This window comes from Mesorhizobium sp. P2_F5 (assembly GCF_056403715.1).
Genome location: NZ_JBFUEY010000012.1, coordinates 45,513 through 65,667, shown reverse-complemented (window position 1 = coordinate 65,667; position 20,155 = coordinate 45,513). Strand labels below are relative to the sequence as shown.

General features: G+C 63.1%; 19 protein-coding genes. 14 read left to right on the top strand and 5 right to left on the bottom strand.

What is annotated here, in order from left to right; translation table 11 throughout:
- Window positions 1-171: 171 nt before the first annotated feature.
- Window positions 172-1,896: a dihydroxy-acid dehydratase gene (gene ilvD / locus AC1DYO_RS18100; protein WP_477265492.1), complete on the top strand. Its 1,725-nt coding sequence runs from the start codon at window positions 172-174 to the stop codon at window positions 1,894-1,896.
- Complete coding sequence (locus AC1DYO_RS18095) at window positions 1,883-2,707, top strand: tetratricopeptide repeat protein (RefSeq protein WP_112564806.1); 825 nt, start codon at window positions 1,883-1,885, stop codon at window positions 2,705-2,707. The genes ilvD and AC1DYO_RS18095 overlap by 14 nt, the downstream gene beginning before the upstream one ends.
- A gap of 28 nt (window positions 2,708-2,735) precedes the next feature.
- Here the strand turns inward: AC1DYO_RS18095 and AC1DYO_RS18090 are convergent, their stop codons facing one another.
- The 4 genes from AC1DYO_RS18090 to erpA all read right to left on the bottom strand — a co-directional run bounded on the left by AC1DYO_RS18090 (window position 2,736) and on the right by erpA (window position 4,654).
- Window positions 2,736-3,035 carry a hypothetical protein gene (locus AC1DYO_RS18090; RefSeq protein ID WP_477265490.1) on the bottom strand — a complete coding sequence of 100 codons (300 nt, stop codon included), beginning with the start codon at window positions 3,033-3,035 and terminating at the stop codon, window positions 2,736-2,738.
- A 71-nt stretch (window positions 3,036-3,106) separates the two neighbouring features.
- Entirely contained in the window at window positions 3,107-3,901 is a 795-nt protein-coding gene (gene xth / locus AC1DYO_RS18085; protein ID WP_477265488.1) for an exodeoxyribonuclease III, read from the bottom strand.
- An 8-nt stretch (window positions 3,902-3,909) separates the two neighbouring features.
- Window positions 3,910-4,302 carry a VOC family protein gene (locus AC1DYO_RS18080; protein ID WP_477265486.1) on the bottom strand — a complete coding sequence of 131 codons (393 nt, stop codon included), beginning with the start codon at window positions 4,300-4,302 and terminating at the stop codon, window positions 3,910-3,912.
- 4 nt (window positions 4,303-4,306) lie between these two features.
- On the bottom strand, window positions 4,307-4,654 hold the full coding sequence (gene erpA / locus AC1DYO_RS18075) for an iron-sulfur cluster insertion protein ErpA (protein ID WP_142865088.1): 348 nt from the start codon (window positions 4,652-4,654) through the stop codon (window positions 4,307-4,309).
- 76 nt (window positions 4,655-4,730) lie between these two features.
- Here erpA and AC1DYO_RS18070 point away from each other — a divergent pair, with 76 nt between their 5' ends.
- The 12 genes from AC1DYO_RS18070 (at window position 4,731) to AC1DYO_RS18015 (ending at window position 18,975) form a co-directional block, all read left to right on the top strand.
- Window positions 4,731-5,945 (top strand): deoxyguanosinetriphosphate triphosphohydrolase, encoded by a 1,215-nt coding sequence (locus tag AC1DYO_RS18070; protein ID WP_477265484.1) that lies wholly within the window; start codon window positions 4,731-4,733, stop codon window positions 5,943-5,945.
- 62 nt (window positions 5,946-6,007) lie between these two features.
- Window positions 6,008-7,771 carry an arginine--tRNA ligase gene (gene argS / locus AC1DYO_RS18065; RefSeq protein ID WP_477265482.1) on the top strand — a complete coding sequence of 588 codons (1,764 nt, stop codon included), beginning with the start codon at window positions 6,008-6,010 and terminating at the stop codon, window positions 7,769-7,771.
- 103 nt (window positions 7,772-7,874) lie between these two features.
- Entirely contained in the window at window positions 7,875-11,186 is a 3,312-nt protein-coding gene (locus AC1DYO_RS18060) for an SPOR domain-containing protein (protein WP_477265480.1), read from the top strand.
- Between the two features lie 133 nt (window positions 11,187-11,319).
- On the top strand, window positions 11,320-12,339 hold the full coding sequence (nagZ, locus tag AC1DYO_RS18055) for a beta-N-acetylhexosaminidase (RefSeq protein ID WP_477265478.1): 1,020 nt from the start codon (window positions 11,320-11,322) through the stop codon (window positions 12,337-12,339).
- A 61-nt stretch (window positions 12,340-12,400) separates the two neighbouring features.
- A complete protein-coding gene (locus tag AC1DYO_RS18050; protein WP_477265667.1) occupies window positions 12,401-13,201 on the top strand; it encodes a segregation and condensation protein A in 801 nt (266 codons plus the stop codon).
- Entirely contained in the window at window positions 13,198-13,983 is a 786-nt protein-coding gene (gene scpB / locus AC1DYO_RS18045) for an SMC-Scp complex subunit ScpB (RefSeq protein ID WP_477265476.1), read from the top strand. Before AC1DYO_RS18050 ends, scpB begins: the two co-directional genes overlap by 4 nt.
- A gap of 180 nt (window positions 13,984-14,163) precedes the next feature.
- Complete coding sequence (locus AC1DYO_RS18040; protein WP_181056079.1) at window positions 14,164-14,385, top strand: twin-arginine translocase TatA/TatE family subunit; 222 nt, start codon at window positions 14,164-14,166, stop codon at window positions 14,383-14,385.
- Between the two features lie 29 nt (window positions 14,386-14,414).
- Complete coding sequence (gene tatB / locus AC1DYO_RS18035) at window positions 14,415-15,161, top strand: Sec-independent protein translocase protein TatB (RefSeq protein ID WP_477265474.1); 747 nt, start codon at window positions 14,415-14,417, stop codon at window positions 15,159-15,161.
- Window positions 15,158-16,033 carry a twin-arginine translocase subunit TatC gene (tatC, locus tag AC1DYO_RS18030; protein WP_477265472.1) on the top strand — a complete coding sequence of 292 codons (876 nt, stop codon included), beginning with the start codon at window positions 15,158-15,160 and terminating at the stop codon, window positions 16,031-16,033. Before tatB ends, tatC begins: the two co-directional genes overlap by 4 nt.
- Window positions 16,034-16,229: 196 nt before the next feature.
- Window positions 16,230-17,534: a serine--tRNA ligase gene (gene serS, locus AC1DYO_RS18025; RefSeq protein ID WP_477265470.1), complete on the top strand. Its 1,305-nt coding sequence runs from the start codon at window positions 16,230-16,232 to the stop codon at window positions 17,532-17,534.
- On the top strand, window positions 17,534-18,295 hold the full coding sequence (gene surE / locus AC1DYO_RS18020) for a 5'/3'-nucleotidase SurE (protein ID WP_477265468.1): 762 nt from the start codon (window positions 17,534-17,536) through the stop codon (window positions 18,293-18,295). Before serS ends, surE begins: the two co-directional genes overlap by 1 nt.
- A gap of 26 nt (window positions 18,296-18,321) precedes the next feature.
- Window positions 18,322-18,975: a protein-L-isoaspartate(D-aspartate) O-methyltransferase gene (locus AC1DYO_RS18015; RefSeq protein ID WP_477265466.1), complete on the top strand. Its 654-nt coding sequence runs from the start codon at window positions 18,322-18,324 to the stop codon at window positions 18,973-18,975.
- A gap of 185 nt (window positions 18,976-19,160) precedes the next feature.
- On the opposite strand, the gene AC1DYO_RS18010 is transcribed toward AC1DYO_RS18015, so the two are convergent.
- A complete protein-coding gene (locus AC1DYO_RS18010; protein WP_477265665.1) occupies window positions 19,161-20,087 on the bottom strand; it encodes an IS110 family RNA-guided transposase in 927 nt (308 codons plus the stop codon).
- Window positions 20,088-20,155 lie beyond the last annotated feature (68 nt).

Below are 20,155 nucleotides of genomic sequence, written 5' to 3'. Positions count from 1 at the left end.
CGCGATTGTGACGTTTTGGCAACAGTTTCTGAACAACCCCCGCGCTACAGTTCCGCCCGACCAAATTGCCCATTTCCCGCCATAAACCCGGCGCACCTCAAATTTGTCTCGGGACACGCGCCAGAAGGCTCGGCGATGAGGCAGGCCGCACCGCCCGCGGCAAGGAAGAGTATGGACGCCAGAGTCATTTCCAAGGCTAAGCTGCCTAGCCGCCATGTGACCGTCGGTCCGGCGCGTGCGCCGCACCGTTCGTATCTCTATGCCATGGGCTTGTCGGCGGCCGAGATCGCGCAGCCGCTGGTCGGTGTCGCCTCCTGTTGGAACGAAGCGGCACCCTGCAACATCTCGCTGATGCGCCAGGCGCAAGTGGTCAAGAAGGGCGTCGCCGCCGCCAACGGCACGCCGCGCGAATTCTGCACCATCACCGTCACCGACGGCATCGCCATGGGCCACCAAGGCATGAAGTCGTCGCTGGTGTCACGCGACGTCATTGCTGATTCTGTCGAACTCACCATGCGTGGCCATTGCTATGATGCGTTGGTCGGGCTTGCCGGCTGCGACAAGTCGCTGCCCGGCATGATGATGGGCATGGTGCGGCTCAATGTGCCGTCGATCTTCATCTATGGCGGCTCGATCCTGCCTGGCAGCTATCGCGGCCGGCAGATCACCGTGCAGGATGTGTTCGAGGCGGTCGGCCAGCATTCGGTCGGCACGATCAGCGACGCTGAACTGCTGGAAATAGAGCAGGTCGCCTGTCCGTCGGCCGGCTCCTGCGGTGCACAGTTCACCGCCAACACCATGGCCACCGTCGCCGAGGCGATCGGTCTGGCGCTGCCCTATTCCTGTGGCGCGCCGGCCCCTTACGAGATGCGCGACCGCTTCAATTTCGCCTCCGGCGAAAAGATCATGGAGCTGATCGCCAAGAACATCCGGCCGCGCGACATCGTCACGCTAAAGGCGCTGGAGAATGCGGCGACCGTGGTCTCGGCCACCGGCGGCTCGACCAATGCGGCTTTGCACCTGCCGGCGATCGCGCATGAGGCAGGCATCAAGTTCGACCTGTTCGACGTCGCGGCGATTTTCGAGAAGACGCCCTACATCGCCGACCTCAAGCCGGGCGGCAAATATGTCGCCAAGGACATGTTCGAGGCCGGCGGCATTCCGCTGTTGATGAAGACCTTGCTCGACCACGGCTATTTGCATGGCGACTGCCTGACCGTGACTGGCCGTACTTTGGCCGAAAACATGGAGCACGTTGTCTGGAATGATAGCCAGGATGTGGTCCGTCCCGCCAACCGACCAATCACCCAAACCGGCGGTGTCGTGGGCTTGAAGGGCAACCTTGCCCCCGAAGGCGCGATCGTGAAGGTCGCGGGCATGACGGAGCTGAAATTCTCAGGCCCGGCACGCTGTTTCGATTCGGAAGAGGAATGTTTCGAGGCGGTCACGCACCGCAACTACCGGGAAGGCGAGGTTCTCGTCATCCGCTATGAGGGACCGCGCGGCGGCCCGGGCATGCGCGAGATGCTGTCGACGACGGCGGCGCTCTACGGCCAGGGCATGGGCGGCAAGGTGGCCCTCATCACCGACGGCCGTTTTTCGGGCGCGACGCGCGGTTTCTGCATCGGCCATGTCGGCCCCGAAGCTGCTGTTGGCGGTCCGATCGGGCTCTTGAAAGACGGCGATGTGATCTCGATCGATGCGACCAAAGGCACGATCGAGGTCGATCTGTCCGAGGCTGAACTGGCAACGAGGGCAAAGACTTGGAAGGCGCGCACGACCGACTATCAATCGGGCGCGATCTGGAAATACGCACAGACGGTAGGGCCTGCCCGCGACGGCGCGGTCACCCATCCGGGCGGTGCCAAAGAAACACATTGCTATGCGGATATCTGAGTTGTTGAGGTCGTCTGTCCTTCCGGCACTGGTCGCTGTCGCGATCTTTGGCGCCGTGGGTCAGGCCATGGCCTTCGACGACAAGGTGTTCGACGACAAGACCGGCGTGAAGCCGCAGTCGAGCCCGTGGGCCGTGTTCCAGTTCGGCTTCTCCGCCTACAAGAGCGGCCACAAGGAACAAGCGGTCGAGGCCTATAAATACGCCGCCGAGAACGGCCAGATCGGCGCCACCTGGAAGCTCGCGCGCATGTATGCCGAAGGCGACGGCGTGACGCGCGACGACTATGCAGCCTTCAAATTCTTCTCCGAGATCGTCGACCAGGACGTCGAGCCGGGATCGCCGGAGGAAAGCTACGTCTCCGACGCGCTGGTGGCGTTGGGCGACTATCTCAGGACAGGCATTCCCGGCAGTCCGGTCGAGGAAAACGAGGTCGCCGCGCAGGAATATTACATGCGCGCGGCCGCCAATTACCGCAATCCGAACGCCCAGTTCGAGATGGGCCAGATGTTCCTGAAGGGCGAGGGCGGCGTGAAGGCCAGCGTCAAGCAAGCTGGCCGCTGGTTCCAGCTCGCTGCTGAAAAGGGCCATGCCGGCGCCCAGGCGACGCTCGGCAATCTTCTGTTCCAGAGCGGCAAGATCGTGCGCGGGCTGGCGATGATGACGGCCGCGCTCGAACGCGCCTCGCCGGCCGACCAGCCATGGATCCGCGGCATGCAGGAAGAGGCGTTCGCCGCCGCCGGCGAAGCCGACCGCCGCACAGCCATTTCCCTGGCCGACGACATCCTGACCAAGGGCGGCGGCGACCAGTAAGGTTGCCGGCCTCAAAACAATCGGAAAATCAGTTCTCGATCGGCTCGGTCGGCACCATGCTGGGCGCCGGCATCGAGATCGGCGTTACGTGCAGATGAGGCTTCATCGTGTTGTCAGGGCAGGTGTCGCCGATCTTCGTCCATGAGGTGTTGTTGAGCACCAGGTCGCAGCGGGCCATGTGGCTCTGGTCGGAAACCGTCAGGCAAGCGACCTGGCCGACCTGGTACGACTTGCCATTGGCCAGGCACTGCTGGTCGGCGAAGGCCGTCGCAGGTGCGCCCAAGGCAAAAGCCAGGCCGATCGGACAAAGAAGGAATCGTATGATCATGGAACCCCAGCCGCCATGCTGACTTTCAATCAACGTCGCGATTGTGGCGATATCAGGGTTCTCGGGCGTTGTCAGGCCGGCTGCAGCGCCAGATCGATCGCCACCGGCACATGGTCGGAAGGTTTTTCCCAGGCGCGCACATGCTTTTCGATCGAGGCCGAGGAAAAGCGGTTGGCGGCTTCGGGCGACAACAGCAGATGGTCGATGCGGATGCCGTTGTTCTTCTGCCAGGCGCCGGCCTGATAATCCCAGAAGGTGTAGACGTCGGCAGCGTCGGTGACGGCGCGCACCGCTTCGGTGAAGCCGAGGTTCTTCAGTCGGCGGAAGGCCTGCCGGGTCTGCGGCTGGAACAGCGCGTCGCCCAGCCAGTTCTCGGGGAAGCGCGCATCGATCGGCTCGGGAATGACATTGTAGTCGCCGGCCAGCACCAGCGCCTCTTCCAGGAGCAGGCGCTGCTCGGCCCAGCGATGCAGCCGCTCCATCCAGGACAGCTTGTAGGGGAACTTCTTCTCGTCATCGATCGGATTGCCGTTGGGCAGATAGAGCGAGGCGACGCGCAGCGCGCCCTGGTCGGTCGAGAACACGCCTTCGATGAAGCGCGCCTGTTCATCCGTGTCGTCGCCGGGCAGGCCCCTGATAACCTCGCCAAAGGGAAGCTTCGACAGCAGGGCGACGCCGTTGAAGCCTTTCTGGCCATGCGTTTCGACGTTGTAGCCGAGCGCCTCGATCTCGGCGCGCGGGAACTGCTCGTCGACCGTCTTGATCTCCTGCAGGCAGACGATATCGGGCTGGCTCTCGGTCAACCAATGGGTGAGGTTGCCGATGCGGGCGCGAACGCCGTTGATGTTCCAGGTGACGATTTTCATGGGCGGCCTCAGGGATGTTCAGGCGGGAGACGTTCGACAAGCCCGATCGTATTGCCAGCCGGGTCCTTTAGAAAGGCCATCCACTCGCTTTCCCCCGCTGGACCGAACGTACCTTCGGTATCGTTGTGAACGAGTACGGGCGGTGCGGTGAAGGGAACGCCGGATGCTTTCGCCTCGGCGTGGAAGGCTTCGAGGCCTGTTATGTCGAGATAGACGGTGCCGGCCGGCACGCCGTCGGTGAACAGCAGCCTGATATCACCGGCCATGATGAAGGCCATGCCGGGCGGATCGTAGCGGGCGTGCACGCCCAGGCCGAGTACGTCGCGCCAGAACGCCAATGTGACGTCGAGATCGCGCCCGGCCGACAGCGCGACCTGACGGACCGCGCCGATGGCAGACATCTGCTTAGATGGAGAAACTGGTGCCGCAGCCGCAGGAGGCTACTGCATTCGGGTTGCGGATCTGGAACGACTGACCCATCAGATCGTCGACGAAGTCGATGACCGAGCCGCCCATATAGACCAGCGACAAATCGTCGATCAGCACCGTCGCGCCGTCCTTCTCGATGGCGACGTCGTCGTCATTGCGCGTGTCGACCAGGTCGAACTTGTAGGAAAAGCCGGAGCAGCCGCCACCCTCGACGGAAACGCGCAGCGCCGTCTTGCCGGCTTCGCCAGAGACGATTTTCGCGATCCGCCTGGCGGCGGAGTCGGTCATCTCGACTTTCATGGCAGTCTTGGCATCAGCGCCCATGGGCGTCACCTTGCTTTCGGTTTCACATGATAGGTATGAAGCGGGAAGGGGCAAGTCAACTGCGGCGGCATCAGCCATGACAAATGAGCTTGGCGACATTGGGTTCGGCTATCGGCCGCGCGCGGCCTATGCCAGCGATCCGGCCAAGTCTCGCGGGCGGCTCTATGACGAGGTCGAGAGCCCGACGCGCACGCCGTTCCAGCGCGACCGCGACCGTATCATCCATTCGACGGCGTTCCGCCGGCTGAAGCACAAGACGCAGGTGTTCGTCGCGCATGAAGGCGATCATTATCGCACAAGGCTGACCCATTCCATCGAGGTGGCGCAGATTGCGCGGGCTCTGGCGCGGGCATTGCGCGGCGATGAGGATCTGGCCGAGGCGGTCGCCCTGGTCCACGATTTCGGCCATACGCCGTTCGGCCATACCGGCGAGGACGCGCTGAACGGGCGGATGTCCCAATGGGGCGGCTTCGACCACAATGCGCAGTCGCTGCGCGTGGTGACGCGGCTGGAACGGCGCTATGCCGAGTTCGACGGGCTGAATCTGACCTGGGAAACGCTGGAAGGTCTGGTTAAGCACAATGGCCCGCTGACCGATGCTAAGGGAAAAGGCCTCAAAGGCCCGGTTCCGCAAGCGATCCGCGACTATTCCGAACTGCACGACCTCGAACTCGACCGTTTCGCCGGCATCGAGGCGCAATGCGCGGCGATCGCCGACGACATCGCTTACAACACCCACGACATCGATGACGGCCTGCGTTCCGGCTTCCTGACGCTGGACATGCTGGAGACGGTTACGCTGCCGGGATCGATCCTGGCAGGCGTGCGCGCGCGTTACCCGGGCCTTGACGATGTCCGCACCGGCCATGAGCTGATGCGCCGGCAGATCACGATGATGGTCGAGGATGTCATCGTTTCGACCACCGCAAACCTGGCGCGTATAAAACCTGACAGCGCCGAGGCGGTGCAGTCGGCGGGCGAGACGATGGTGACGTTTTCGGCGCAAATGGCAGCGACCGAGAAGGAATTGAAGACCTTTCTCTACAAGCACCTCTACCGACATGACGAGGTCATGCGCGTGCGTGGCGATGCCGAGCAGATTGTGCGCGACCTGTTCGATGTCTATTTCGCCGATCCGCGCGCCATGCCGGATGGCTGGCGCGAAGGGCTCGACCGAGCCGAGGATCGCATCAAGGCGCGCAGCGTCGCCGATTTCCTGGCGGGAATGACGGACACCTATGCCTTGAAGGAACACCGCCGTCTGTTTGACCATACGCCCGATTTAAGCTAGGGCGGGCGCGATTTGCCGGCCAACGAGCCGGTCACCCTGCACAGTCCGCCAGAGTCAGACCCATGAACATCTTCGCCGATTTCAGCGCGCGAATCACAAAAGCTGTCGAAGCGCTTGATTTGAAAGACAGTAATGGCGTTACGCCCGACCTGTCACGCATCGCCGTCGAGCCGCCGCGCGACGCCAGCCATGGTGATCTCGCCACCAATGCGGCGATGGTGCTGGCCAAGCCGACGGGGCAGAACCCGCGCGCGCTGGCCGAACGGCTGGTGGAAGTGCTGCGCACGGACGCCGATGTCGCCGCAGCCGACGTCGCCGGCCCCGGCTTCGTCAATCTCAGGCTCAAGGACGCCTTCTGGCAGACGCATCTGACCGCGCTGCTCGGCCAGGGCCGCAACTATGGCCGCTCGACCATCGGTGGTGGCCGCAAGACCAATGTCGAATATGTCTCGGCCAACCCGACCGGGCCGATGCATGTCGGCCATTGCCGGGGTGCGGTGGTCGGCGACACACTGGCCAATCTGATGGCCTTCGCCGGCTACGACGTCACCAAGGAATACATCATCAACGACGCCGGCTCGCAGATCGACGTGCTCGGGCGCTCGGCCTTCCTGCGCTACCGCGAAGCGCTGGGCGACGACATTGGCGAGATACCAGCCGGCCTCTACCCCGGCGATTACCTGGTGCCGGTCGGGCAGGCGCTGGTCGCGGAGTTCGGTCGCAAGCTGCTGCAAATGCCGGATGACGAGGCGCTGGCCATCGTCAAGGACCGCACGATCGACGCCATGATGGCGATGATCCGCTCGGATCTGGCGCTGCTCAACGTGCATCACGACGTGTTCTTCTCGGAGCGCACGCTACATGCAGACAATGCCAAGAAGATCCGCTCGGCGATCAACGATCTGACGCTGAAAGGTCATATCTACAAGGGCAAACTGCCGCCGCCCAAGGGCGAGAAGCCGGACGATTGGGAAGATCGCGAGCAGACGCTATTTCGCTCGACCGCGGTCGGCGATGACATGGACCGGGCGCTGGTCAAGTCGGACGGCTCGTTCACCTATTTCGCCGCCGACGTCGCCTATCTCAAGGACAAGGTCGATCGTGGCTTTGTCGACCTGATCTATGTGCTGGGCGCCGACCATGGCGGCTACGTCAAGCGGCTGGAAGCACTGGCGCGGGCGATTGCCGGTGATGATCTGAAGCTGCAGCTGACCGTGCTGCTGTGCAATCTGGTGAAGCTGTTTCGCGACGGTGAACCGGTCCGGATGTCGAAGCGGTCTGGCGACTTCGTGACGCTGCGCGAAGTGGTGGAGGAGGTCGGCCGCGATGCGATCCGCTTCATGATGCTCTACCGCAAGAGCGACGCGCCGCTCGACTTCGACTTCGCCAAGGTGACCGAGCAGTCGAAGGACAATCCGGTGTTTTACGTGCAGTATGCCTCGGCGCGCTGCCATTCGGTGTTCCGGCAGGCGAGCGAGCAGCTGGGCGAGGCCAATTTCGACCGCAACAGCCTGGCGGCCGCCTCGGCGTCGCTCACCGACGAGGGCGAGATCGGGCTGATCCGGAAGCTGGCTGAATATCCCCGGCTGATCGAATCCGCGGCCCTTGCGCTGGAGCCGCACAGGCTGGCATTCTACCTTTACGACCTGGCCTCCAGCTTTCATGGACACTGGAACCGGGGCACCGAGAATCCAGACTTACGTTTTGTTAAGGTTAACGACCGACAATTGACGCATGCCAGACTAGGGCTGGTGCAGGCTGTTTCGGATGTTTTGACCTCCGGCCTGACGCTGATTGGGGCTGATGCGCCCACCGAAATGCGTTAGGTTTAACTAAAACACCTGTCACCATTTGCCCACATTGCGCTGGTAAGGGCCAACCCTACGCGACGTCCATGGCGTCCGAATGAGTGCGAGTTCGGGAACAATAATGGCAGACAGAACCCAGCTGAGAGTAGCCGACAACAACGACCTCGCCGAGGATGATCCGTTCGCGGAACTGACCAGGATCATGGGTTTCGATCCGCGCCAGCCGGTCAAGCCACAGGCGCCAGCCGTCGAGAAGGCTGCGGACGAGGGTGATTTCGACATCGACCTCGAGAAGGAGTTGATGGGCGAATTCGGCGACGACGTCGCGTCCATGGAGGTTAGCCAACCTGCCGCAGAGATTCGCGAGCCGGCTTTCGAAGTTGCCGACGCTGCGATGGACGACGCGCTTGCCGCCTCTCTGGACCATGATTTCGTCTTCGAAGATGCCGCCGATCATCATTTTGGTACTCCCCCGCAGGCTGCGGCTTCTGCGGTCGAACCTTCGTTTGCCCAGCCCGCATTCGACGAACCGGCATTCGATGATGATTTCGACACTGCCGTCGCCAGTTCGCTGGAGAACGTGTCGCCGCTCGAAGATGATCTGCCGATGGGCGACGAGCTTGCCGCTTCGCTTGAGCAGCGGTTGCTGCTCGATGACGATGTGACCGATGACGTCGCCCATGGCGTAGATGTCGCCGAGGTTGCTGCTGCGCCTGTTGACGATGTCGCGTTCGACGATGATTTCGACAATGCCGTCTCGATGTCGCTGGAAGACGAGTTGACGCTGGACAGAAATGTGCCGGCGCAGGACCAGTATGCCGCTCCGGCAACCGAGTCGCCGGTCGTCGATGCCGGCGACCACGCTGTTGCCGACGAATACTTTGGCGGTCATTTCGACGACGCGATGGCCGATGTCGACATGGATTTTGCAGCCCAGGATGTCGAGCCTCAGGCTTTCGAAACTCAGCCTGTTGAAGCCGAGTATCCGGAAGAGCGCGATCTGGATGTCAGCGATATGGAGGCCAGCGCGCCGGTTGAGATCGATGCGCCGGAAGCCGATGAGATGCCGGCCTGGACTGCGGAGGCTCCCACTGCGGAGGCTCCCCATGAGACCGCGCACGAAGCATTCGACGATTTCGACCTGAGCATCGACGATGCGGTTGCCGACCACGAGCCGGTTCCCGAAATCGCCGCCGCTCCGGTACAGCCAGCCCCGGTCGAACCCGCCTATGTGGCGCCCACCGTCGTGGCGACCCCGGCAGCGCCGGTTGCGGACGAACGGACTTTGGAAGACGAACTCAACGCGCTGCTTGGCGCGATGACCACGCCACGGCCGGCGCCAGTCATCGAGCCCACAAGGGTCTATGAGCCTGTCGTGCCGGTGCAGCGGTCCGCTGCGGCGCCGGCGGCTCCTGCCGACAATCTCGATTGGAACCTGGACGAACACGCGCCTGCGCAGGCTCCTCAAGCCGCCGCGGCCCAGAACGATACCGATTTCGACGATCTGCTTGCGGGTGAACTCGAGGGTCATGAGCCCGAGATCGAGTTCGATCATCACGCCTTCGATGCGGCCTTGGCCAAGGGCATCGATCTCGGCGATGACGGCACGTCCGAACGCTCCGCTGATGATTGGCGCTCGACGCCGCCGGAGCCGGCGCGTTCGTGGAGCCGCGTGACCCCGACCCCCGCGCAACCTTCTTTTGCAGCGCAACCTTCTTTTGCAGCACAGCCGCAAGCTTCTTTTGCAGAAAAGCCTTCGATGCCGCCGGCGGCAGCGCCAACCTATCGCGACCAGCCGGTCGCAGCCGCCCATGTTGCGCCGGCACCAACGCGCCAAGCGCCGCCTCCGGCTTATGACGAGATGCCGGATGTCGAGACGGTCGATGTGCCGGAGCGTGTCGTGGCGATCACCGACGACCTCGATATTCCCGAGCTCAGCTTCCAGGAAGACGAGCCGGCCGCCTATGACGATATCGACGCCGAATTCGCCGGTCTGCTCACTGACATGAACGCGCTGGAAGTGGCGCCGCCGCCTGCGGCCACGCGCAGCGCCGCTTATGACGACGATTCCTACGGCTCGGGCTTCAGTTCTGGCCACGAGCTCGACCAGCGTGCCTATGCGGCGCGGCCGGCAGAAGCGCCTGTGGCCGCAGCGCAACCGTCCTATGCCGGTGGTGCCGCCGGTGGCTTCGACATGAACGATCTGCCGGGCAGCCGGCCGGTTTCGCAGGCTGACGATTTCGCGGTCGACGAACTCGACTACGATCCGGATCTGGACGAGGCGATGGCGGTGCCGGGCCTGTCCGAGCAGGAAACCGCACGGCCGCGCAGGAGCGGCCTGCTGATCGCGGGCGTCGTTGCTGCGGTGGCGATTGCAGGCGGCCTTGGCGCTTTTGCCCTGTCCTTTGGCGGCAAGGGTGGCAGCGACGCTCCCGTCATCGTCAAGGCCGACAACACCCCGATCAAGGTCAAGCCGGAAAATCCAGGCGGCGCCGTGGTGCCGAACCAGGACAACAAGGTCTATGACGCGGTGGCCAAGGGCACCAAGCCGGCCGAGCCGGTGCAGGAAAAGCTGGTCACCAACACCGAAGAGCCGGTTGATGTGAAGGCGAAGGAGCCGGAAAGCCGCGTCGTCGACCTGTCGCCAGATGATACCGATGCTGCCCCGGGCACCGACGCTGCCGGCAATCCCGACGCCGCCGGCAATCCTGACGCAGCTGTGGCACCGGCACCCAAGTCCGAGGACCGCATCGCGCAGGTGCTGCAGGAAGCCGACAAGAACCCCGATACGGTCGCCGTTGCCCCGCGCAAGGTGCGGACCATGGTGGTCAAGCCTGACGGCTCGCTGGTGGCACGCGAGGATCCGGCGCCTGCCGCGCCGCAGATTGCGGCTGCCGAGCCGCTTGACCCGGCGCCACAGCACGTCGCCCCCTCAGCCGATGCCGAGCCGACCGGCACCGTGGCGCCTACCGCCGATCAGGCAAGCAGCGACCAGGCGAGTGCCGAACCCGCCAAACCGGTTAAGCCAGTGAAGCCGGCGGCTGCACCGAAGGCTGAGGCGCAGTCCGCCAATACGCCGGAGACGGTTGCCGTGGCGCCGCAGCGCCCGTCCGACCAGCCGGTCGATGTGGTCGGCGAGGTCAAGCCCGACCAGGTTGCCTCCATTCCGGCGACGGCTGCGACATCAGGCGGTTCGTGGTCGATGCAGATTGCTTCGCAGCCGACGGTCGAAAGCGCCCAGGCCAACTATGCAGACCTGCAGCGCCGCTATGGCAGCGTGCTCGCCGGTCGTACCGCCAACATCGTCAAGGCGGAGATCGCCGGCAAGGGCACTTTCTACCGTGTCCGCGTCCCGGCGCAGTCGCGCAACGATGCGATCAATCTGTGCACCAGCTATAAGGCTGCCGGCGGCAACTGCTTCGTGTCGCGCTAAGACCTGACCAATCATCAAAGCCGGCGCGTTCCCAAGGGGTCGCGCCGGCTTTTTCATGCGGATGGGCGAGGGGTTCAGACGGTTGCCGTCCGGGGTGATTCCCTTTGACGGCGCGAAGCCCTAAACTCACGGGATGACCGAATCAAAATCCATGATCCTTGGCTGTGCCGGGAAATCGCTCACCCGCGACGAAATCCGTTTCTATCGCAATGAATGCCCGTGGGGCTTCATCCTGTTTGCGCGCAACATCGGCGAGACCGAGCAGATCCGCGACCTGGTCGCCGAGATGCGCGACTGTATCGGGCGCCCCGATGCGCTGGTGTTCATTGACCAGGAGGGTGGCCGGGTACAACGCCTGCGGCCGCCGCTGGCGCCGAACTATCCGGCCGGCGGCGCTCTCGGCGCATTGTGGCGCAAGGACCATGATGCCGGCACCCGCGCCGCCTGGCTGATGGCGCGGCTGCACGCCTTCGACCTTTTGCGCTACGGCATATCGGCCGATTGCCTGCCGGTGCTGGACGTGCCGATCGAGGGCGCCAGCGACGTCATCGGCGCGCGCGCCTACGGCAAGGAGCCGCGCCCGGTTATCGAGCTTGGCCGCGCGGCGGCGGAAGGGCTGATGTCGGGCGGCGTGCTGCCCGTCATGAAGCACATTCCGGGCCATGGGCGCGCCTTTGCCGACACGCATTTCGAACTGCCTGTGGTCAACGCCCCGCTGAGCGACCTGCAGCGGCATGATTTCGCCCCGTTCCGGGAGCTTAGCCATCTGCCGATGGCGATGACGGCGCATGTCGTCTACAGCGCCATCGATCCGAACAACCCGGCGACCACGTCGGGCAAGGTTATCGACGAGATCATCCGCCGCGAGATCGGCTTCGACGGGCTGTTGATGAGCGACGACACCTCGATGAAGGCACTTTCTGGGGATTTCCCGACAAAGGCGGCCTTGATCCTTGCGGCGGGCTGCGATCTGGTCCTTCACTGCAACGGCGTTTTCGAGGAGATGGCGGGCATCGCATCGCGAACCACAGGACTTGAAGGCACGTCGCTGGAACGCGCCAAGCGGGCGCTGACCTATATACAGGACCACGACCGGGCCGACGAAAGCGAAATACGCGCCGAGTTTGCCACCTATTTCGACGCGGTGGCCTAAACAGGAGACAAAGGGGCAAGTGGCGGAAACATTGGACAGCAAGGCTACGAAGGCCGCACCGATGGACCGTCTGTGGGCCGAGAACGACGATTCACGCGTCACGGGTGATCCGTCGCTGGTTGTCGACGTCGCCGGCTTCGAAGGTCCGCTTGACCTTCTGCTGCACCTTGCCCGCACACAAAAGGTCGACCTGGCGCGCATTTCGATCCTGGCGCTGGTCGAGCAATATCTGACCTTTGTCGAGACGGCGAGGGCGCTGAGGCTTGAGCTTGCCGCCGACTATCTGGTGATGGCGGCGTGGCTGGCCTTCCTCAAATCGAAGCTTTTGATCCCCAAGCAGCCCGGTGAGGAAGGCGAAAGCGGCGAGGAACTGGCGGCGGTGCTGCAGTTTCGGCTGAAGCGGCTGGAAGCCATGCGCGACGCCTCGGCAAGGCTGGTCAACCGCAACCGGCTCGGCCGCGACGTGTTCGCGCGCGGCATGCCGGAAATGGTTATCGTCGAGAAGCGCAACGCCTATTCGGCCTCGCTCTACGATCTGCTTACCGCGTACGCCCAGCAGCGCCAGAAACATGCGATCACCAATGTGACGATCGCACGGCGGGGCGTGTGGTCGCTCAAGGACGCGCGCGACATCCTGGCCCGGCTGATCGGCTCGCTGCGCGACTGGACGGCGCTGGACGGCTTCCTGATCGATTATCTGACCAGCCCGGAAGAGCGGCGCACCGCGATTGCCAGCTCGTTTGCGGCGTCGCTTGAGATGGTGCGCGAAGGCAGCATCGAGATGCGGCAGGACCAGGTGTTCGCGCCGCTCTATCTGCGCGGCCGCGCGCAGCCAATCAAGGCAGTCGAGGTGGCATCATGAGCGAACGCGCCAACGCTTCGGTCATTCCGTTCAAGGTCGAAGAAGAGACGGAGGAGGGCATTATCGCCCAGGACCCGACTGAGACCCAGAACTCGCCCCAGAACGCGCCCATGAATCCTGGCGAGCGGCTGCATATGGCGGAAGCCGTGCGCATGGCCGAGGCGATCGTGTTCGCCAGCGCCGAGCCGGTCAGCGAAAAGCAGCTCGCAGCCAGGCTGCCCGACGGCATCAACATTGCCACTGCCATGGCCGAGTTGCAGCAGATCTATGCCAGGCGCGGCGTCAATCTGGTGCGGGTCGGCGACGCCTGGGCGTTCCGCACTGCCGGCGATCTCGCCTTCCTGATGAGCCGCGATACGGTCCAGCAGCGCAAGCTTTCTCGCGCGGCGCTCGAAGTGCTGGCAATCATCGCCTACCACCAGCCGGTGACGCGCGCGGAGATCGAGGACATCAGAGGCGTCGAGACCTCGAAGGGCACGCTCGATACGCTGCTCGAGACGGAATGGGTGCGCATGCGCGGCCGCCGCCGCACGCCGGGCCGCCCGGTCACCTACGGCACGACGGACACTTTCCTCGACCATTTTGCGCTCGAGGAGATCCGCGATCTTCCCGGCATGGACGAACTGAAGGGCGCAGGGCTGCTTTCCGGCCGCATGCCGTCGAATTTCGCCATCCCGCTGCCGCCTGCCGATCCGGATGCGCTGACCGAGGACGAGGATGCTTTGACCGACATCGACCTCGAGGAACTCGGCCTGTTGACGCCGCGCGTCACGGAAGATTGACCGCAAGCCGCTGTCAAAAAGCTGCATTGCTGCTGTAGATGCGCCGATTGGTAGCGGGCAGCTTTGCCGAAAATGCGTGACATAAGCCGCGCCTTCATAAACTTTGTCGCGGTTGTGTTTGAATCCCAACGCGAAAACGCATAGATCATCGCCAGGGAAAACATTCGAGAGAGAGTTACAATGGGTTCATTTTCGATTTGGCACTGGATGATCGTGCTGGTGATCGTGCTGCTGGTGTTCGGCCGCGGCAAGATTCCCGAGCTGATGGGCGACATGGCCAAGGGCATCAAGAGCTTCAAGAAGGGCATGGCCGACGACGAAACCGCCGATGACAAGCGCACTGTCGAGCATCGCCCTGACGAGACCGTTTCGGCAGTGAAGGAAAAGGCCAGCAAGAGCTGAGCCCAAGGTTCTAGTCGGAACAGATTGCCATGTTTGAAGTCGGCTGGACCGAAATGCTGGTGATCGCGATCGTCATGATCGTGGTCGTCGGGCCTAAGGATTTGCCAAATATGCTGCGCACCTTCGGCCGCACGACGGCGAAGCTGCGCGCCATGGCTTCCGACTTCCAGAAGCAGTTCAACGAGGCGCTGAAGGAAGCTGAACTCGACGACGTCAAGAAGTCGGTCGATACGCTCAGGAGTCTCAATCCGGCAGCCGAGATCCGCAAGCAGCTCAATCCATTCGAGCAGGCGGCAGCCGATGTGCGCTCCGGCGTCGATGCGGTGATGAAGCCCAAGCCCGCCGCTGATCCCTCAGCGCCGGCGGCAGAGACGCCACAAGCCGCCGAGCCGCTGAAGAACGGTGCGACGGTGATGCCCGGCGTGAGCGCGCCGGACGCCGTCCCGCCAGCGCCGATCTTTCCGGCCATGACCGATGAGTCCGTGGTAACACCGCCCGCTGCAACGACAGCGCCGCAAAAAGCGCCTGCAAAGAAGGCAACGGCACCGAAGCAAGCTAACGCGCCGGCAACCAGGACGGCGGCAACCAAGGCAGCACCGGCAAAGGCTACACCTGTGGCTAAAGCTTCGGCCAAGCCGTCAGCAGCGCCCGCCAAGGTGGCGCCGGCAAAAGCCGCCAAATCAGCTGTTGCACCAAAGACTGCCGCAAAGGCTGACCCGAAATCTGCGCCGGCCAAGAAGCCTGCGCCTAAGAAGACGGCGGGAGCCGCCAAGTGAGCGTTTCGGACACCGAAAAGGACGAGATCGAGAAGTCGTCGGCTCCGCTCATGGAGCATCTGATCGAACTGCGGCGGCGGCTGATCTGGTCGATCGGCGGCTTCTTCGTCGCCTTCCTCGTCTGCTTCTTCTTCGCCAAGAAGCTGTTCAACCTTTTGGTTGTCCCGTTCAAATGGGCGACGCAATGGGCAGGGCTCGATCCGCACAAGGTCGAGCTGATCTATACGGCGCCGCAGGAATTCTTCTTCACGCAGGTCAAGCTCGCCATGTTCGGCGGCATGGTCATCGCCTTTCCGCTGATCGCCACGCAGATCTACAAATTCATCGCGCCCGGCCTCTACAAGAACGAACGCAACGCCTTCCTGCCGTTCCTGATCGCTTCGCCGATCCTGTTCTTGATGGGCGCGTCGCTGGTCTATTTCTTCTTCACCCCGATGGTGATGTGGTTCTTCCTCGCCATGCAGCAGGCCGGCACCGACGATCAGGTGCAGATATCGCTGTTGCCGAAAGTGTCGGAATATCTCAGCCTGATCATGACGCTGATCTTCTCCTTCGGCCTGGTGTTCCAGCTGCCGGTGGTGACCAGCCTGATGACGCGCGTCGGCATGCTGTCGTCGAAGGCGCTGGCCGAAAAGCGCAAATGGGCGATTGTCATCGCCTTCGTCGTGGCGGCCGTGCTGACGCCGCCCGATCCGATGAGCCAGATCGGTTTGGCCATCCCGACCATCCTGCTCTACGAGGTCTCGATCTGGGCGGCCCGGCTGATCGAGCGCGATCAGGTCAAGCAGAAGCTGGCGCGCGAAAAGCAGGAAGCCGCCGAAGCGGTGGCCGAAAAGGCAGCGAAAGCGTCCTCAACGCAGGCTCCTTCCTAGCCGACAGCGTTCCGCCAGCGGAAAAACGCGACAGCCGCCGAACGCTCGTCTTGCATCGATCAAGGATGCGGTTTACGCCCTCTGGCTGAAACGCATCGCTATCAAAGCGATGCGTTTCAGTTTTGTTTGAAGCATGTCGTCGTCCCAAAACCGCTGCGCACTTTTGGGCGACATGCTACCCAGGAGCGTACTACCCATGCTTGATATCAAATGGATTCGCGACAACCCGAAGGCCCTTGTCGAGGCGCTGGCCAAGCGCTCGTGGTCGGCTGACGAGGCGCAGTCCACGGTTGATGATCTGATCGCCAGGGACGAGGCTCGTCGCGAGCACGTCACCGAATTGCAGACCAAGCAGGAACGCCGCAACGCCGCCTCGAAGGAGATCGGCAACGCCATGCGTTCGGGCGATGCAGCACTTGCCGAAAAGCTCAAGGCCGAAGTCGGCGACATCAAGACCTTCATCCAGAATGGCGAGGCGCGCGAGCGCGAACTCGACAAGGCGCTGAACGACGCGCTGGCGGTGCTGCCCAATGTGCCGCTCGACGACGTGCCGGTGGGCAAGGACGAGCACGACAATGTCGTCAGGCACATCGTCGGCAAGATACCGACCCGGCCGAACTGGGTGAAGGAGCATTTCGAGATCGGCGAAGCGCTCGGCATGATGGATTTCGAGCGGGCGGCAAAGCTCTCGGGGTCGCGCTTCACCGTGCTGAAGAGCGGACTGGCGCGCATGGAGCGCGCGATTGGCCAGTTTATGCTCGATTTGCACACGACCGAGCACGGCTATGAGGAAATCATCCCGCCGCTCATGGTGCGCGACGAAGTTTTGTTCGGCACCAATCAGTTGCCGAAATTCGAGGACGATCTGTTTTTCGTCCAGCATGGCGAGGGTCGGCTCGGGCTTATCCCCACCGCTGAAGTGCCACTCACCAACCTCGTCCGCGAGGAAATCACCGCGCATGAAAAACTGCCGCTGCGCTATACAGCGCTGACGCCATGTTTCCGCTCGGAAGCGGGCTCGGCCGGGCGCGACACGCGCGGCATGCTGCGCCAGCACCAGTTCTACAAGGTCGAGCTGGTTTCCATCACCGATCAGGAGTCCTCGCTCGCCGAGCATGAACGGATGACCGAGTGCGCCGAAGAGGTGCTGAAGCGGCTGGAACTGCCGTTCCGCACCATGGTGCTGTGCACCGGCGACATGGGTTTTGGTGCGCGCAAGACCTATGACATCGAGGTCTGGCTGCCGGGGCAGAACGCCTATCGCGAGATCTCGTCGTGCTCGGTCTGCGGCGATTTCCAGGCCCGGCGCATGGATGCCCGCTACAAGGACAAGGATGGCAAGGGCAACCGCTTCGTGCACACGCTGAATGGTTCGGGCACCGCCGTCGGCCGCGCTCTCATAGCTGTCATCGAAAACTACCAGAATGAGGATGGCAGCGTAACCATTCCTGAAGTGCTGCGGCCCTATATGGGCGGTCTGGCGAAGATCGAATCGAAATAATGCGCATTCTTCTGACCAATGATGACGGCATCCATGCCGAGGGCCTGGCGTCGCTCGAGCGCATCGCCCGCACCCTGTCGGACGATGTCTGGGTGGTGGCGCCGGAGCAGGACCAGTCGGGCTACGCGCATTCGCTGTCGATTTCGGAGCCGCTCAGGCTGCGCAAAATTGGCGAGAAACACTATGCCGTGCGCGGCACGCCGACCGACTGCGTCATCATGGGCGTGAAGAAGATCCTGCCCGGCGCGCCCGACCTGATCCTGTCCGGCGTCAATTCCGGCGCCAACATCGCCGACGATGTCACCTATTCCGGCACGGTCGCCGGCGCCATGGAAGGCGCGTTGCTCGGCATCCGCTCGATCGCGCTCAGCCAGGGCTATTCCTATGTCGGCGAGGATCGTGTGGTGCCTTATGAGACCACCGAAACGCTGGCGCCGGCGCTGCTGAAAAAGCTTGTGGCCATGCCGCTGCCGGATGGCGTGCTGCTCAACGTCAATTTCCCGAACTGCCAGCCTGACGAGGTCGCCGGCACCGTCGTCACCTCGCAAGGCAAGCTGGTGCACAGCCTGTGGGTCGACGAGCGCCGGGACGGGCGCGGCCTGCCTTACTACTGGCTGCGCTTCGGCCGCGAGCCGGTCGAGGGCAAGCAAGGCACCGACCTCCACGCTTTGCGCAACCGGCTGGTGTCGGTGACGCCGCTGCAACTCGACCTCACCGCGCATGAAATCCGCGACCAACTGACCAAGGCTTTGTCCGAATAAGGGTCTGGCATGAACAAGGTTTTTGCATGAACTTGCCGCTCGACGACCGCGAGGGTTTTGCCGCTTTCCTGTTGCGCCTGCGTGGCCGCGGCGCGGTGCCGAAGGCGCTGATCGCTGCCTTCGAGGCGACGCCGCGGCGCGGCTTCCTCAACGGACAATACCATTCGATCGCCTGGTCGGACGGCATGCTGCCGATCGACTGCGGCGAGGCGATCGAAGGCGCCGACCTGCAGGCGGCGGTGATCGCATCGTTGGCAATAGAGCCCGGCAACCGGGTGCTCGAGATCGGCACCGGCTCGGGCTATACGGCAGCGGTGATGTCGCGACTGGCGGCGCGCATCGTCAGCGTCGACCGCTACAAGACGCTGGCCGAACAGGCGAGGCAACGCTTCGAGGCGCTCGGCATCGGCAATGTCATTGTGCGCCAGGCGGACGGTTCCAACGGGCTTGCCAATGAAGGGCCGTTCGACCGCATCGTCGCCTGGGCGGCTTTCGACACCCTGCCGCGCTTCCTGCTCGACCAGCTGTCGAGCGGCGGCATTGTCATTGCGCCGATCGGGCCGGAGGAGGGCGAGCAGGTTCTTGCCAAGCTGACCAAGGTCGGCAGCCGTTTCGAGCGCGAGGATATCGGCACGGTGCGCTTGCAGCCGATCATGCGCAGCGTCGCGGCGGTGATTTGATCTCTGTGCATCGCTTGCTTCGAAGGTAGGCCGACGCCTATTGTTTCGTCATCCACGGGCGGAGCAAGGAGCAAAGCGACGCAGCGCAGACCCGAGGATCCATGCCGCGACTCAAACGCTTCACCACGGTGCACAATTCTGCTCCGCTGCACTCGACGGCCAAGGTCACGGCATGGCAACTGTGTTTACGCGAATGCGGTTTTGTCTCGAATGACGGCGTTTAGGACGACCAGGAGCTTCCTTGCGACGGCAATGATGGCCAGTTTCTTGGAACCCGAGCGGGCTGCGATGGCGCTATAGAAAGCTCTGAAGCGCTGACAAGCTCGGATGGCGCCGAGCGCTGCCATGTAGAGGGCGCGACGTACGCGCGATCGGCCGCCCTGAATCTGGCTCTTGCGCTTGAGCTTGCCGCTTTTGTTGTCGAAGGGGGCAAGGCCGGCGAGTGCTGCGATCGACTTTGGCGAGCGCTGGCCGAGTTCGGGCAGATGCGCCAGGAGCGAGAACGCGGTGATCTTGGAGACGCCGGGTACGGAGATCATCAGCGCGTTGTCGCGTGCAGTATCGTCGGATTGACGAATGACTTGGGCGATCCGGCTCTCAAGCGCCTTGATGCGTGTGTCGAAGTTAGTGATCAGCTCTTCGATCTCGGCGATGACAATCTCGTTGAAGGCTTCAGTGCGATACCTCTTCAGCCTTGCCCTGATCTCGACCAGCTGGTCACGGTGGCGTGCAAGCGATTGAAGCTGTTCGCCTCCTTCACAGGGCGCTGGCTCGGCTTCAGGATGATAGCGGCGGCCATAGCCGCTCAGCATCCTGGCATCGAGAGGATCGGTCTTGGCGCGCCGTCTCGTCGACTTCGCATAGTGGTGAGTGTGGGCCGGATTGTGCCGCGAGAACGGCACGCCGGCCTTGGCCAGCGCATGACGCAGCAGCCGGTCATGAACGCCTGTCGCCTCCATGACCACAAAATCTCGACCGGGGTGAAGACCTGCCACATAGGCAGCGATCGCATCGGCCTGGTTGTCGATGCGCTGGTAGTGACCGCTCGCCTCATCGAAAAAGTCCAACCACTGCTTTGAGATGTCGCAGCCGACATAGTTCTGCATTATCATGTCCACGCCTCTTCCTGTGGTGCGGGGTCTGCTTGGAACAGCCCCGTGCAACTGTTCAGGTTGATGGT

Bases quoted from the DNA above. Each gene is read 5' to 3' on its own strand.
- ilvD (WP_477265492.1), top strand. From the start codon at position 172: ATGGACGCCAGAGTCATTTCCAAGGCTAAGCTGCCTAGCCGCCATGTG.
- AC1DYO_RS18095 (WP_112564806.1), top strand. From the start codon at position 1,883: ATGCGGATATCTGAGTTGTTGAGGTCGTCTGTCCTTCCGGCACTGGTC.
- AC1DYO_RS18090 (WP_477265490.1), bottom strand. From the start codon at position 3,035: ATGATCATACGATTCCTTCTTTGTCCGATCGGCCTGGCTTTTGCCTTG.
- xth (WP_477265488.1), bottom strand. From the start codon at position 3,901: ATGAAAATCGTCACCTGGAACATCAACGGCGTTCGCGCCCGCATCGGC.
- AC1DYO_RS18080 (WP_477265486.1), bottom strand. From the start codon at position 4,302: ATGTCTGCCATCGGCGCGGTCCGTCAGGTCGCGCTGTCGGCCGGGCGC.
- erpA (WP_142865088.1), bottom strand. From the start codon at position 4,654: ATGGGCGCTGATGCCAAGACTGCCATGAAAGTCGAGATGACCGACTCC.
- AC1DYO_RS18070 (WP_477265484.1), top strand. From the start codon at position 4,731: ATGACAAATGAGCTTGGCGACATTGGGTTCGGCTATCGGCCGCGCGCG.
- argS (WP_477265482.1), top strand. From the start codon at position 6,008: ATGAACATCTTCGCCGATTTCAGCGCGCGAATCACAAAAGCTGTCGAA.
- AC1DYO_RS18060 (WP_477265480.1), top strand. From the start codon at position 7,875: ATGGCAGACAGAACCCAGCTGAGAGTAGCCGACAACAACGACCTCGCC.
- nagZ (WP_477265478.1), top strand. From the start codon at position 11,320: ATGACCGAATCAAAATCCATGATCCTTGGCTGTGCCGGGAAATCGCTC.
- AC1DYO_RS18050 (WP_477265667.1), top strand. From the start codon at position 12,401: ATGGACCGTCTGTGGGCCGAGAACGACGATTCACGCGTCACGGGTGAT.
- scpB (WP_477265476.1), top strand. From the start codon at position 13,198: ATGAGCGAACGCGCCAACGCTTCGGTCATTCCGTTCAAGGTCGAAGAA.
- AC1DYO_RS18040 (WP_181056079.1), top strand. From the start codon at position 14,164: ATGGGTTCATTTTCGATTTGGCACTGGATGATCGTGCTGGTGATCGTG.
- tatB (WP_477265474.1), top strand. From the start codon at position 14,415: ATGTTTGAAGTCGGCTGGACCGAAATGCTGGTGATCGCGATCGTCATG.
- serS (WP_477265470.1), top strand. From the start codon at position 16,230: ATGCTTGATATCAAATGGATTCGCGACAACCCGAAGGCCCTTGTCGAG.
- surE (WP_477265468.1), top strand. From the start codon at position 17,534: ATGCGCATTCTTCTGACCAATGATGACGGCATCCATGCCGAGGGCCTG.
- AC1DYO_RS18015 (WP_477265466.1), top strand. From the start codon at position 18,322: ATGAACTTGCCGCTCGACGACCGCGAGGGTTTTGCCGCTTTCCTGTTG.
- AC1DYO_RS18010 (WP_477265665.1), bottom strand. From the start codon at position 20,087: ATGATAATGCAGAACTATGTCGGCTGCGACATCTCAAAGCAGTGGTTG.